This window comes from Streptomyces sp. AC602_WCS936 (assembly GCF_019049125.1).
In the GTDB taxonomy this organism is placed as follows: Bacteria; Actinomycetota; Actinomycetes; order Streptomycetales; family Streptomycetaceae; genus Streptomyces.
Genome location: NZ_JAGMUF010000036.1, coordinates 50,738 through 63,621, shown reverse-complemented (window position 1 = coordinate 63,621; position 12,884 = coordinate 50,738). Strand labels below are relative to the sequence as shown.

The window sequence follows — 12,884 nt, the reverse complement described above, 5'->3', positions numbered from 1 at the left end:
TTCCTCGACAGCTCCACTCCACAACCGGAGGCCTTCGCCGTCCTACAAGTTCAGACCGTGTCGTCGCACAAACTCGACCAACCTGGCTGGGCAGTACATCTAGGACAGCGGTGCGGGCAGGGGCCGGGACGCCGTAGGGCGTTCCGGCCCTTGGTGTTTCCCGGTGACCGTCCCGCGGCGTGATCGATAACCCGCGGCGATCAATAACGATCGTGCTTTCGATAACACAGCTCTTGACGCATGCGTGACGCCACGGCGAGACTCGCGTCCATCGGTCGGCATTGTCGAACACCTACCGGCAATACGCGTTAGAGTGTGACAACGCCAAGGGCCGCCATCGCTCTCACACCGAGGGCGCCGGAACACCCGGAGGGACCCGGGGGTTCGGCTTCCCCTGGACGAAGGACAAAGGAGTCGCGGGTGTCCAGCTCCGACATCTTCATCGGCGAGACCATCGGTACCGCCATACTCATCCTGCTCGGCGGCGGCGTCTGTGCCGCCGTGACGCTCAAGGCCTCCAAGGCCCGCAACGCCGGCTGGCTCGCCATCGCCTTCGGGTGGGGTTTCGCGGTCATGACGGCGGCGTACATATCGGGTCCGCTCTCCGGCGCCCACCTCAACCCCGCCGTGACGGTCGGCATCGCGATCAAGGACGGCGACTGGAGCAACACGCCGACCTACTTCGCGGGTCAGCTCCTCGGCGCCATGATCGGCGCGGTCCTGGTCTGGATCGCCTACTACGGACAGTTCCAGGCCCACCTCACCGACCGCGAGATCGTCGGCGGCCCCGGCGCGCAGGACACGGCGGCGGCCAAGTCGATCGAGGCACAGGAGAAGGGCGCCGGCCCGGTCCTGGGCATCTTCTCCACCGGTCCGGAGATCCGGCACACGGTCCAGAACCTCGCCACCGAGATCATCGGCACCTTCGTCCTGCTGCTCGCCATCCTGACCCAGGGGCTGAACGACGCGGGCAACGGCCTCGGCGTCCTGGGCGCCCTGATCACCGCGTTCGTCGTGGTCTCGATCGGTCTGTCGCTCGGTGGTCCGACGGGCTACGCGATCAACCCGGTCCGCGACCTCGGCCCGCGCATCGTGCACGCCCTGCTGCCGCTGCCCAACAAGGGCGGCTCCGACTGGGCCTACGCCTGGATCCCGGTCGTCGGTCCGCTGATCGGCGGTGCGATCGCCGGAGGTGTCTACAACGTCGCGTTCGCCTGAGCGGGCCTCCGCTCGGCCATCATCGAGCCGCAGAACACGCGCCGTACGCACCGGCCGCCACACCACGGAATCCCAGGAGCACACAGTGACCGACGCCCACACCGCAGGCCCCTTCATCGCCGCCATCGACCAGGGCACGACCTCTTCGCGCTGCATCGTCTTCGACCGCGACGGACGCATCGTCTCCGTCGACCAGAAGGAGCACGAGCAGATCTTCCCCAAGCCGGGCTGGGTCGAGCACGACGCGACCGAGATCTGGACCAACGTCCAGGAGGTCGTCGCCGGAGCGGTCGAGAAGGCCGGCATCACCCGCGACGACATCAAGGCCATCGGCATCACCAACCAGCGCGAGACCACCCTCGTCTGGGACAAGAACACCGGTGAGCCCGTCCACAACGCCATCGTCTGGCAGGACACCCGCACCGACGCCCTGTGCCGCGAACTCGGCCGCAACGTCGGCCAGGACCGCTTCCGCCGTGAGACCGGCCTTCCCCTCGCCTCCTACTTCGCCGGTCCCAAGGCCCGCTGGCTGCTCGACAACGTCGACGGCCTGCGCGAGCGCGCCGAGGCGGGCGACCTGCTCTTCGGCACCATGGACACCTGGGTCATCTGGAACCTGACCGGCGGGGTGAACGGTGGCAAGCACGTCACCGACGTCACCAACGCCTCCCGCACCATGCTGATGAACCTGCACACCATGCAGTGGGACGAGAAGATCGCCGAGTCCATCGGCGTGCCGACGCAGATGCTCCCCGAGATCCGCTCCTCCGCCGAGGTCTACGGCGAGATCACGGGCGGCAGGCTCGGCGAGCTGCTCGGCGGCATCCCCGTCGCCTCCGCGCTCGGCGACCAGCAGGCGGCCCTGTTCGGCCAGACCTGCTTCTCCGAGGGCGAGACCAAGTCGACGTACGGCACCGGCACCTTCATGGTGATGAACACCGGTGACAAGCTCATCAACTCCTACTCGGGCCTGCTGACCACGGTCGGCTACAAGATCGGCGACCAGGACACGGTCTACGCCCTGGAGGGCTCGATCGCCGTCACCGGTTCGCTGGTGCAGTGGATGCGCGACCAGATGGGCCTGATCTCCACCGCCGCCGAGATCGAGACCCTGGCGATGCAGGTCGAGGACAACGGCGGCGCCTACTTCGTGCCGGCCTTCTCCGGCCTGTTCGCCCCGTACTGGCGCTCCGACGCCCGCGGTGTGATCGCCGGCCTGACCCGGTACGTCACCAAGGCGCACCTCGCGCGCGCCGTCCTGGAGGCCACCGCCTGGCAGACCCGCGAGATCGCGGACGCCATGACGAAGGACTCCGGTGTGGAGCTGACCGCCCTCAAGGTCGACGGCGGCATGACCTCCAACAACCTGCTGATGCAGACCCTCGCCGACTTCGTGGACGCGCCCGTGGTGCGCCCGATGGTCGCCGAGACCACCTGCCTCGGCGCCGCCTACGCCGCCGGCCTGGCCGTCGGCTTCTGGAACAGCACCGACGACCTGCGCGCCAACTGGCGGCGGGCCGCCGAGTGGACCCCCCGCATGGACGCGGAGACCCGCGACCGTGAGTACAAGAGCTGGCTCAAGGCCGTCGAGCGGACCATGGGCTGGCTCGAGGACGAGGAGTAAGAACCACCATGACCACGCAGTCCACCCTGCAGTCCGTGCCTGCCCTGGGGACGCACCCGGCCTCCGGCTCGAACCCGGGCCGGGCCGAGACCCGGGAGCAGCTCTCCAAGGCGTCGTACGACCTCCTCGTGATCGGCGGCGGCATCCTGGGCATCTCCACCGCCTGGCACGCCGCGCAGTCCGGCCTCAGGGTGGCCGTGGTCGACGCCGGCGACTTCGCCGGCGCCACCTCCTCCGCCTCCTCCAAGCTGCTCCACGGCGGTCTGCGCTACCTGCAGACCGGCGCGGTGAAGCTGGTGGCGGAGAACCACTTCGAGCGCCGTGCGGTCTCCCGCCAGGTGGCCCCCCACCTGGCGAACCCGCTCACCTTCTACCTCCCCGTGTACAAGGGCGGGCCGCACGGCGCGGCGAAGCTGGGCGCGGGTGTCTTCGCGTACTCGGCGCTGTCCGCCTTCGGTGACGGCGTCGGCCACCTGCTCTCCCCGGCCAAGGCCGCGCAGGACGTGCCGGAGCTGCGCACCGACAACCTGAAGGCCGTGGCCGTGTACGGCGACGACCAGATGAACGACGCCCGCATGGCGCTGATGACCGTCCGCGCGGCGGTCGACTCGGGCGCGGTCGTCCTCAACCACGCCGAGGTCACCGGCCTGCGCTTCACCAAGGGCCGGGTGACCGGCGCCGAGCTGAAGGACCGGCTGACCGGCGACGAGTTCGGGGTCAACGCCCGCCTGGTGCTGAACGCCACCGGCCCCTGGGTCGACCACCTGCGCCGCATGGAGGACCCGAACGCGGCCCCCTCCATCCGCCTGTCCAAGGGCGCGCACCTGGTGCTCAAGCGCACCGCGCCCTGGAGGGCCGCGCTGGCCACCCCCATCGACAAGTACCGCATCACCTTCGCCCTCCCCTGGGAGGACATGCTGCTCCTCGGCACGACGGACGAGGAGTACGAGGGCGACCCGGCGGACGTCTCGGTCAACGAGAAGGACACCGCGCAGATCCTCGACGAGGCCGCGTTCTCCATTCGCGACCAGCAGCTCGACCGGGACCTGATCACGTACTCCTTCGCGGGTCTGCGCGTGCTGCCGGGCGGCCCGGGTGACACCGCGAAGGCCAAGCGCGAGACGGTCGTCAGCGAGGGCCGGGGCGGCATGCTGTCCGTCGCGGGCGGCAAGTGGACCACCTTCCGTCACATCGGCCGTACGGTGATGAAGAAGCTGGAGGCGCTGCCGGGCCACCCGCTCGGCGACGACTTCGAGCCGGTCGCCACGCTGCCGAAGAAGCTGCCGCTGCCCGGCGTCGCCAACCCGCGCGCGGTCGCTCACCGGCTGCTGGTGGACGGCCCGGCGCCCGGCCCGCGCATGGCTGCGGACACCGCCCGGCACCTGGCCACCCACTACGGTTCGCTGGCCTTCGACATCGCCCGGCTCGCCAACGAGTCCCCGGAGCTGGCGGAGCGCGTCCACCCGGACGCCCCGGAGATCTGGGCGCAGGTCGTGTGGGCGCGGGACCACGAGTGGGCCGAGACGCCCGACGACGTGCTGCGCCGCCGCACCACGCTGACGATCCGCGGCCTGGCCACGGACGACGTGCGTGCGAAGGTCCAGGACCTGCTCGACAAGAAGTAGGCCCCGCCGCCCCGTTGCCGCCCCCGTTCCCGCCCGGTCCCGGTCGTCCCGGGGCCGGGCGCGGTCGTTCCGTGACGCCGGTGAGGCGTCCGGACGGCCGCGAACCGGACCCGCCGGGGGCGCGGTTGCGCGGGGGTGTCCGACCCGCCTGAACGGGGCAGTGATCCGTTCACTCCCCTGTGCACGGGGGCTGCGGGCGGCCCCTCGGCACGCCGTAAGGTTGGGGGGTACGCGAGGGCACGTCGGAAGGAGGCGCTGGGTGATCGAGCTCGAGGGGGTTCCCGAGCTGGTCGACCCGGTCATGGTGGCCGCGTTCGAGGGCTGGAACGACGCCGGCGACGCCGCCTCCACCGCGGTCGCGCATCTCGACCGGGAGTGGAAGGGCGAGGTGTTCGCGGCGCTGGACGCGGAGGACTACTACGACTTCCAGGTCAACCGGCCCACGGTGTTCATGGAGGACGGGGTCCGCAAGGTCACCTGGCCGACGACCAGACTGTCGGTGGTCCGGGTCGGCGGCGACAAACCGCGCGACCTGGTCCTGGTCCGCGGCATCGAACCGTCCATGCGCTGGCGCTCGTTCTGCAACGAACTGCTGGGCTTCGCCCACGAGCTGGGCGTCGAGCTGGTGGTCGTCCTGGGCGCCCTGCTGGGCGACACCCCGCACACCCGTCCGGTGCCGGTCAGCGGGACCACGTCCGACGCCGACCTGGCGCGGCGCATGGAGCTGGAGGAGACCAAGTACGAGGGGCCCACGGGCATCGTCGGCATCCTCCAGGAGGCGTGCACGCACGCGGGCGTACCGGCCGTGTCGCTGTGGGCGGCGGTGCCGCACTACGTGTCGCAGCCGCCCAACCCGAAGGCCACGCTCGCGCTCTTGAACCGGCTCGAGGACCTGATCGGGGTGCGTGTCCCGCTGGGCGAGCTGCCCGAGGACGCGCGGGCCTGGCAGGTGGGCGTGGATCAACTGGCCGCCGAGGACAGCGAGGTCGCCGAGTACGTCCAGTCGCTGGAGGAGGCCCGGGACACCGCGGAGCTGCCGGAGGCGTCGGGCGAGGCGATCGCCCGCGAGTTCGAGCGGTACCTGCGCCGCCGGGACGGCTCCGGGCCGGGCCAGCCGGGCGGACACGCCACGGCGGACGGGGATTCGTCACCCGGGGCGCCGTATCTGCGGGACAACCCGAGCGGGCGGACCCGCCCGCCGAGGCCGCCGAAGGCGAGCGGGGACGACGAGGAGTCGTCGGAGGACTGACCGACGTGACAGGGGGCGCTTCCCGGCGGGAAGCGCCCCCTGTGGCGTGCGGTCCTGGTTTCCGTGCCTACAGGGCGACGCCGAGCAGCGCGTCGACCGCGCGGGACACCACGCCGGGTGCGCCGGTGTCCGTGCCGCCGCTCTCCTGCTGGAGGGCGGCCCAGCGGTCGACGGCCTCGAGTGCCGCCGGGGAGTCCAGGTCGTTGGCGAGCGCGTCGCGGATCTCCTCGACCAGCGCCTCGGCGGGCGGACCGTCGGGCCGGGAGACGGCGGCGCGCCAGCGGTCGACCCGGGCGAGGGCGTCCTGGAGGACCTGGTCGGTCCACTCCCAGTCGGAGCGGTAGTGGTGGGCGAGCAGCGTGAGCCGGATGGCGGCGGGGTCGACGCCCTCGCGGCGCAGCTGCGACACGAAGACCAGGTTGCCCTTGGACTTGGACATCTTCTCGCCGTCCAGGCCGACCATGCCGGCGTGGACGTACGCCTTGGCCATGGGGAACTCGCCGGTGAGGGCCTGGGCGTGCGAGGCGCCCATCTCGTGGTGCGGGAAGGCGAGGTCGGAGCCGCCGCCCTGGACGTCGAAGCCCATGCCGAGGTGGTCGAGGGCGATGGCCACGCACTCGATGTGCCAGCCGGGGCGCCCGCGGCCGAGCGAGCCGCCGTCCCAGCTGGGTTCGCCCTCGCGGGCCGCCATCCACAGCATCGGGTCGAGCGGGTTCTTCTTGCCGGGCCGGTCCGGGTCGCCGCCCCGCTCGGCGGAGAGCAGCCGCATGGCGGCGGCGTCCAGGTGGGAGACCTGGCCGAAGTGCGGGTCGGATTCGACCGAGAAGTAGGTGTCCCCCTCGAGCTCGTAGGCCGCGCCCGACTCCCGCAGCCGCTCGACGAGCGGCACGATGCCGGGTATGGCCTCGACGGCGCCTATGTAGTGCCGGGGCGGCAGCATCCGCAGCGCCGTCATGTCCTCGCGGAAGAGGGCGGTCTCCTTCTCGGCGAGGGCGGTCCAGTCGACGCCGTCGCGCACGGCCCGCTCCAGCAGCGGATCGTCGACGTCGGTGACGTTCTGGACGTAGTGGACCTGCCGCTTGGTGTCGAGCCACACGCGCTGCACGAGGTCGAACGCGTTGTAGGTCGCCGCGTGTCCCATGTGGGTGGCGTCGTACGGCGTGATGCCGCAGACGTAGATGCGGGCGACGGGACCGGGGTCGAGGGTGACCAGGCCTCCGGTCGCGGTGTCGTGGATCCTCAGGTCGCGGCCCTGACCAGGCAGGGCGGGGACCTCGGAAGCGGGCCAGGCATGCATGTCATGAGCCTAACCGGACGGATGTTCCGTACACGAACCGGACCGGGCCGGATGGCCGGTAGTGCGCTCTTGCGCGACACCGGCCGATGTGCAGCGACCGCCCAGAGGCCGCACCGGCGGGAGCGCGGGCCCATGACCACGGGCGCCCGGCGCCCGACACCGGCCGACGCGCACAGACCCGCACCGGGCGACGCGCAAGCCCCCGCCCCGGCCGACGCACAGGAACCCACCGCGGCGGACGTCCGGGGCCCGCACCGACGGAAACGCCGGGGCACACCGGCCGACGCGCCAGAACGCGACCGACGCCCATGCAGGACCGTGACGGCCGACGTACGGCGCCCGGCACCGGCCGACAGCCGACACGCGAAGACCCTCACCGGCCGACGCGCACAGACCCGCACCGGGCGACACGCAAAGACCGCCACCGACGGACGTGCAGGAACCCGCACCGAGCGAGACGCTGGGGCCGCACCGGCCTCGGTGCCGGGCGCCGCAGTCGCCGAGGGGTGCCGGCGGCGGCTGCTACACCGGTGGCCACGGGATGGCCGGCCACTCACCGCCCGGTTCCGGGTGCTTGCCGGACGTGAGCAGCGCGTCGACCCGCGTGCGGGTGGCGGCGAGTTCGGCGGGGGTGATGAGGGCGCCGAGACGGGTCGCCAGGGCTCCGCCGTCCTTGAGGGCCTCCCTGAGGGCGTTGAGGGCCGTCAGGGCCTCCCCGGTGAGCGGGTCGCCCGCCCAGCCCCACAGCAGGGTGCGCAGCTTGTCCTCGGCGTGGAAGGTGACGCCGTGGTCGATGCCGTACAGCCGCTCCCCGGCGGCGGGCAGCAGGTGGCCGCCCTTGCGGTCGGCGTTGTTGATCACGGCGTCCAGGACGGCGAGCCGGCGCAGCCGCTCGTCGTCGGCGTGCACGAGGAGGGCGGTGCGGCCCTCGCCGACCTCGGCCAGGGCGACCGCCTTCCAGCCGGGGCCGGGCTCCTCGGTGTCCACCAGGGCGAGCAGTTCCGTCTCCGGGACGGCCTCGATCCACAGCTGGACCATGCCCTCGCCGTAGGGCCCGTCGCGCAGCACGGTCGGTGGGACCAGGCCCCAGCCGGTCGCCTCGGACACCTCGTAGGCGGCGACCTCGCGCTGGGCGAGGGTGCCGTCGGGGAAGTCCCACAGGGGCCGCTCCCCGGCCACGGGCTTGTAGATGCAGGCCGCCTCGCGTCCCTCGTGCGTCACCGTGCAGTACAGCGCCGCGTTGGAGGCGTCACGGATGCGTCCGCGCACGGTCAGTTCGCCCAGGGCGAGCAGCTCGGCGGCCGCCGTGTCGGTGGTCACGCTCCGCGGCGGTATCCGTTCTGGCGCGGACATACGTGTCCTTCCGGGTCGAGCGGGAGGCTGCACAGCGGGCACGGCGGCCGCCCGGCGTTGACGACGTCGAGGGCGCGCTTGGCGAAGGCCCTGGCCTGCGCGCCGGTGAGGCGGACCCGGAGCATCGGGGGGCCGTTCTCCTCGTCCTGGAGGAGCCGCTCCTCGGCCTCCGCCAGGTCCTCCTCGGACTCGGCGTCCAGCTCCACGAGGGCCTGCGCCTCGACGATCATGCGCTGGTCCTCGCCGTCCCAGGCGAGCGCCATGGTGCCGACCCGGAACTCCTCCTCGACGGGAGTGTCCAGCGGCCCCGTGTCGGCGGGCCCGGTGGGGGCCATGGCGGGGACCTCGGTGCTGCCGCCGCTGCGCCGTACGACCTCGTCGAGGAGTTCGTCCATGCGCTCGGCGAGTGCGGCCACCTGGGTCTTCTCCAGGGCCACGCTGGTCACCCGGGAGCCGGCGGTGGCCTGGAGGAAGAAGGTACGGCGCCCGGGCAGTCCGACCGTGCCGGCCACGAAACGTTCCGGTTGGTCGTAGAGGAACACCTGACGGGACACGTCCTGTCTCCATGAGAAGTCGTAAGAGCGGGAAGGGCGGGGTCGGTCACTGCTGCGGTCGCTTCACCCTACTGCGGCCGACGATCACGGTGCGCCCGCACTGCCACCGACGGTGGCCTCGCCGCCGGGCGGCTCCTCGCGCGGGGCCAGCGAGGCGAAGTCGCCGGTGTCGCCGAGGCGGACGAGGAACGGGCGCAGCCGGGTGTAGCGGATCGCGGTGACGGAGCAGGGCTCGACGGAGATCCGCTGGAAGAGGTCGAGGTGCAGGCCCAGCGCCTCCGCGACGAGGGACTTGATGATGTCGCCGTGGGAGCACATGAGGTAGACGGCGTCGGCGCCGTGGTCGCGCTCCACGCGCGCGTTCCACTCGCGGACCGCCTCGGCGGCGCGGGTCTGCATGGCGCGCATCGACTCGCCGCCGGGGAACGCTGCGGCGGAGGGGTGCGCCTGCACCACCTCCATCAGCGGCTCGTCCTTGAGCTCGGCGAGCTTGCGGCCGGACCAGTCGCCGTAGTGGCACTCCCCGATCCGTTCGTCGGTGTGCGCCCGCAGCCCGGGCCGGGCCTCCAGCAGCGGCCGGATCGTCTCCTGGCAGCGCTGCAGGGGGCTGGTGACGATCTCGGACAGGGGCAGGCCGGCGAGGCGGCCGGGCAGCGCGGCGGCCTGCGCGGCCCCGCGTTCGTCGAGGGCGACGCCGGGCGTCCAGCCGGCGAGCAGCCCCTCGGTGTTGGCGGTGGAACGTCCGTGCCTGACCAGGATCAGCGTGGGCATGCGGACAGGGTAGGCATACGACCCGGTGCGCGGGCGCCGGGGCGGAGGGAGAATGCGTTCGGTGATCGTCGACTGCGCCATCTACCGGGACGGGCACCGCACGGACGGGCCCGAGGACTTCTCCGACGCGCTCGGTGAGGCGCGGTCCGCGGGCGGCTTCGTCTGGATCGGGCTGCACGAGCCGTCCGAGGAGGAGTTCGACCTGGTCACCGAGGAGTTCGGGCTGCACCCGCTGGCGGTGGAGGACGCCCTCAAGGCGCACCAGCGGCCGAAGCTGGAGGTCTACGAGGACTCGCTCTTCGCCGTCCTGAAGCCGGTGGTGTACGAGCCGGAGAGCGACGCCGTGTCCACCGGCGAGCTCATGATCTTCCTGGGCGACGCGTTCGTGGTCGTCGTCCGGCACGGCGAGGGCTCTCCGCTGAAGGACGTGCGGCAGCGTCTGGAGCACGAGCCCGAGCTGCTCGGCAAGGGCCCCACCTCGGTGCTGTACGCGATAGCGGACGCCGCCGTCGACCACTACCTGGACGTGGCGGTGGAGCTGCAGAACGACCTGGAGGAGCTGGAGGCGGAGGTGTTCTCGCCGGACGGCGGCGGCTCGCGGCACACCGCGTCGCGGATCTACACCTTCAAGCGGCAGATCCTGGAGTTCCGCCGGGCGACGGGTCCGCTGGCGCCGCCGCTGGCCCGGCTGGCCGGGACGGGGGCGTTCGGCGCCGGGGTGCCGTACGTGAACGACAAGGCGCGGCCCTTCTTCCGGGACGTCAGCGACCACCTCTCACGCGTCAACGAGTCGGTGGAGAGCCTGGACCGGCTGGTCTCCGACATCCTGTCGGCGCACCTGGCGCAGACGAGCGTCCGGCAGAACGACGACATGCGGAAGATCTCCGCGTGGGCGGCCATGGCGGCGGTGCCCACGATGGTCGCGGGGGTCTACGGCATGAACTTCGAGCACATGCCGGAGCTGCGCTGGGAGTGGGGTTATCCGGCGGTGATCGTGCTGATGGCCGGGCTGGAGGTGCTGCTGTTCCGGCTGTTCAAGCGGCGGGGCTGGCTCTGAGCCGGACGGGTCGGGTCAGGCGACTTCCGGCGCGGCGGCGGCCGGTCCGCCGAGCGCGTCGCGCCGCTCGGGCGCGCGCAGGGTCACCATGCGGCGCCAGCCGGCCAGCCGCTCGTAGCCGTACATCGCGTGGATGCCCGCCGCGAGCAGCGCTGACCTGGCCCGGGACCAGCCGAGCAGGCGCCCCATGCGGGCCATCACGCCGAGGCTGACGTCCCGGTGGACGCGGATCTCGGCGAGTGCGCACTCGCGCAGCGTCGCCCGGATGTGACGGCCGTGTCCGGCGGCGGCGTAGCGCAGCAGTTCCTCGTGGGAGTAGGCGAGGTGGTTGTCCTCGTCGGCGGAGATCATCCGGACGGCCCGGCCCAGGTCCGGGTGGTCGCCGAAGTGCTTGAGGAGCATCGCCATCTGCTCGGCGGCGCGCTGCTCGGTGACCCTGCTGTGCGCCAGGTAGGTGATGACGTCGCGGACCGTCAGCGGCTGGTCGGCCTTGAGCTTCTCGTGGGCGAGGCCGATGCCGTGCCGTTCCAGGAGCATGGTGTAGTCGGTCTCGGGGGGCACCTCGACGGGCTCGAGGCCGCGCTTCTTCAGCAGGGCGTTGAAGATCCGCCCGTGCTTGTCCTCGTCCGCGCCGTGCCGGGTGATCTTGGGTGCGAGGGCGCGCTCGCTCTCCGGTACCAGCGCCGCGATGCGCGCGTTCTCCCAGCCGCCCTGCGACTCACCGCTGGCCGCGATGGAGCAGAAGAGACGGAACGACTCGTCGTTGTCGAGGATCTCCTGGAACAGACTCTTGGCCGAAAGCATCGGTGGCACCTCTCTGCCTCTGCAAGGTTGCGCAGGTTCCGCAGACTCCGCAAAGACCGAGTCAAGTGCGGGAGATGAGGGGCGGCAACAGGTGCGGCGGGCAACTCAGCCAAACGAAGGACGGCCGGGAACGCGAGGAGGCGTAACCACGCACGCGTGGGCGCGTTGTTCTCCGTGACGGCCGTGGCGGGGAAGACCCCCGAGCCCCCACCACGGCCGCAGAACTTCCTGAGTCGCTACGCCAGTCCGGCCCGCTCCAGCGCCTCCGTGCCGGCACGGAGCGCGGCGATCCGCTCGTCCAGGGTGAAGCCCGCCGGGGCGAGCGTCAGGGTGGTGACACCGGCGGCGGCGTAGGCCTTCATCCGGTCCGCGATGCGGTCGACGGAACCGAGCAGGGTGGTCTGGTCGATCAGCTCGTGCGGTACGGCCGCGGCGGCGCCCTCCTTGTCGCCGGACAGGTACTTGTCCTGGATCTCGGCGGCCTCCGCCTCGTAGCCCATGCGCTGGGCGAGCTGGTTGTAGAAGTTCTGCTTGCGGCTGCCCATGCCGCCGACGTAGAGCGCGGTGTAGGGGCGGAAGGTGTCGGCGAGCGTGGTGACGTCCTTGTCGTCGCCCAGGGCGAGCGGCAGCGTCGGGCAGATGTCGAAGCCGTCGAGGGTCTTGCCGGCCTTCTCGCGCCCGGCGCGCAGGTGCTTGGCCGCGGTCTCCTCGAGGTGGTCGGCGGAGGGGAAGATCAGCAGGGCGCCGTCGGCGATCTCGCCGGTCTGCTCCAGGTTCTTCGGGCCGATCGCGGCGATGTACAGGGGGATGTGCTCGCGCTGCGGGTGGACGGTGAGCTTGATCGGCTTGCCGGGGCCGCCGGGCAGCGGCAGCGTCCAGTGCTGTCCCTCGTAGGAGAGCCGTTCCCGGGTCATCGCCTTGCGCACGATCTCGACGTACTCGCGGGTGCGGGCGAGCGGCTTGTCGAACTTGACGCCGTACCAGCCCTCGGAGACCTGCGGGCCGGAGACGCCGAGGCCGAGGCGGAAGCGGCCCTTGGAGAGGGAGTCCAGGGTGGCGGCCGTCATCGCGGTCATCGCGGGCTGGCGGGCCGGGATCTGGAAGATGGCCGAGCCCACGTCGATGCGCTCGGTCTGGGCGGCGACCCAGGTGAGCACGGTGGCCGCGTCGGAGCCGTAGGCCTCGGCGGCCCAGCAGACGGCGTAGCCGAGCCGGTCGGCCTCCTGGGCGACGGCCAGGTTGTCCGCGTCCATTCCGGCACCCCAGTAGCCGAGGTTGATCCCGAGCTGCATGGCCGATTCCCCTTACCGATCAGTAACGTGTTCTGTGCCC

General features: G+C 71.8%; 11 protein-coding genes. 5 read left to right on the top strand and 6 right to left on the bottom strand.

Annotation, left to right across the window (positions count from 1 at the left end):
- The first annotated feature begins 420 nt into the window (after nucleotides 1–420).
- From KUM03_RS14400 to parJ, 4 genes are all read left to right on the top strand, one after another.
- The gene (locus KUM03_RS14400; RefSeq protein WP_217248277.1) at nucleotides 421–1,218 is read left to right on the top strand and encodes an MIP/aquaporin family protein; all 798 of its coding nucleotides are present in this window, start codon (nucleotides 421–423) and stop codon (nucleotides 1,216–1,218) included.
- A gap of 85 nt (nucleotides 1,219–1,303) precedes the next feature.
- Nucleotides 1,304–2,842: a glycerol kinase GlpK gene (gene glpK / locus KUM03_RS14395; RefSeq protein ID WP_217248275.1), complete on the top strand. Its 1,539-nt coding sequence runs from the start codon at nucleotides 1,304–1,306 to the stop codon at nucleotides 2,840–2,842.
- Between the two features lie 8 nt (nucleotides 2,843–2,850).
- Nucleotides 2,851–4,467: a glycerol-3-phosphate dehydrogenase/oxidase gene (locus tag KUM03_RS14390; RefSeq protein WP_217248267.1), complete on the top strand. Its 1,617-nt coding sequence runs from the start codon at nucleotides 2,851–2,853 to the stop codon at nucleotides 4,465–4,467.
- Between the two features lie 259 nt (nucleotides 4,468–4,726).
- Nucleotides 4,727–5,716, top strand: coding sequence for a filament polymerization regulator ParJ (gene parJ, locus KUM03_RS14385; RefSeq protein ID WP_217248259.1), 990 nt, complete (start codon nucleotides 4,727–4,729; stop codon nucleotides 5,714–5,716).
- 67 nt (nucleotides 5,717–5,783) lie between these two features.
- Here parJ and mshC read toward each other — a convergent pair whose 3' ends face one another.
- The 4 genes from mshC to KUM03_RS14365 form a co-directional block, all read right to left on the bottom strand.
- Entirely contained in the window at nucleotides 5,784–7,013 is a 1,230-nt protein-coding gene (gene mshC / locus KUM03_RS14380) for a cysteine--1-D-myo-inosityl 2-amino-2-deoxy-alpha-D-glucopyranoside ligase (protein ID WP_217248256.1), read from the bottom strand.
- Nucleotides 7,014–7,535: 522 nt separating this feature from the next.
- Nucleotides 7,536–8,366, bottom strand: a complete 831-nt coding sequence (locus KUM03_RS14375) for an SCO1664 family protein (protein ID WP_217248253.1) — start codon at nucleotides 8,364–8,366, stop codon at nucleotides 7,536–7,538.
- Nucleotides 8,330–8,920: a DUF3090 domain-containing protein gene (locus tag KUM03_RS14370; protein ID WP_217248250.1), complete on the bottom strand. Its 591-nt coding sequence runs from the start codon at nucleotides 8,918–8,920 to the stop codon at nucleotides 8,330–8,332. The genes KUM03_RS14375 and KUM03_RS14370 overlap by 37 nt, the downstream gene beginning before the upstream one ends.
- Before the next feature lie 84 nt (nucleotides 8,921–9,004).
- Entirely contained in the window at nucleotides 9,005–9,691 is a 687-nt protein-coding gene (locus KUM03_RS14365; protein WP_217248248.1) for a histidine phosphatase family protein, read from the bottom strand.
- 61 nt (nucleotides 9,692–9,752) lie between these two features.
- Between KUM03_RS14365 and corA the strand changes: the two genes are divergently transcribed.
- Nucleotides 9,753–10,748 carry a magnesium/cobalt transporter CorA gene (gene corA / locus KUM03_RS14360; RefSeq protein ID WP_217248279.1) on the top strand — a complete coding sequence of 332 codons (996 nt, stop codon included), beginning with the start codon at nucleotides 9,753–9,755 and terminating at the stop codon, nucleotides 10,746–10,748.
- Nucleotides 10,749–10,763: 15 nt separating this feature from the next.
- Here the strand turns inward: corA and KUM03_RS14355 are convergent, their stop codons facing one another.
- Nucleotides 10,764–11,552: a ferritin-like domain-containing protein gene (locus KUM03_RS14355; protein WP_217248246.1), complete on the bottom strand. Its 789-nt coding sequence runs from the start codon at nucleotides 11,550–11,552 to the stop codon at nucleotides 10,764–10,766.
- A gap of 236 nt (nucleotides 11,553–11,788) precedes the next feature.
- Nucleotides 11,789–12,844 carry an LLM class F420-dependent oxidoreductase gene (locus KUM03_RS14350; protein ID WP_217248245.1) on the bottom strand — a complete coding sequence of 352 codons (1,056 nt, stop codon included), beginning with the start codon at nucleotides 12,842–12,844 and terminating at the stop codon, nucleotides 11,789–11,791.
- Nucleotides 12,845–12,884 lie beyond the last annotated feature (40 nt).